The organism is Thiorhodococcus mannitoliphagus (genome assembly GCF_010915725.1).
Lineage (GTDB): Bacteria > Pseudomonadota > Gammaproteobacteria > Chromatiales > Chromatiaceae > Thiorhodococcus > Thiorhodococcus mannitoliphagus.
Genome location: NZ_JAAIJR010000429.1, coordinates 1 through 619, shown reverse-complemented (window position 1 = coordinate 619; position 619 = coordinate 1). Strand labels below are relative to the sequence as shown.

Here is a 619-nt window from a genome sequence, read left to right as displayed (position 1 = left end):
AGGTTTGCTCCAGCAGGGGCTGCAGCTTCGCGACGAATGCCTCGCGCGCGGCCGTGTTGGCCCGGTTGAGCAGGGCCTTGGCTTTCTTCCAGGAGAACCCCAGGCGTTTGAGCGCCTGACGGACCGTTTCGCGACTGACGCGGCGGTTGAACTGGGTCTCGATCCAGGCCACCAGGCGCTTGAGGGTCCAGCGCGGCGGGGCCGTGCACGCCTCCAACTCGGCGCTCGGCACCAAGCGCCCCGTTTGCGGGTCGCGCTCCATGGAAGGGGCTGCGGCGGCCGCTAAACTGGCACGCAGCAGGCCATCAAGTGCCTGCTCGGTGTCGGGGTCAAAAAAGGGGGGAATGCCACCGGTGTGCTCAAAGACCAACGCCTGCGGGCCTGTCTCATTGTAGCGATGCACCCAACGGATCAGCGTTTGCAGATGACGCCCCGCGCTGCGGGCAACCGCCGAGGCTCCACGCCCCTGTTGAGTCAATTGGTACAAGGCCAGAAACCGCTCACGGGTGCGTTCGTGGGCCGCCCTCATCGCCTCACCCCGGAGATCCTCTGGGGTTTGGCTCCATTTCACGAGATCCAGCTCAAGCATACACAAATCACTCCGGTAATTCGGTGAAGG

1 protein-coding gene is annotated in these 619 nt (G+C 64.6%); it reads right to left on the bottom strand.

Features of this window, described 5'->3' with window-relative positions:
• The coding region (locus G3480_RS27280; RefSeq protein ID WP_164657297.1) for a winged helix-turn-helix domain-containing protein at positions 1 to 589 on the bottom strand (589 nt) is incomplete at its 3' end.
• Positions 590 to 619: the final 30 nt, after the last annotated feature.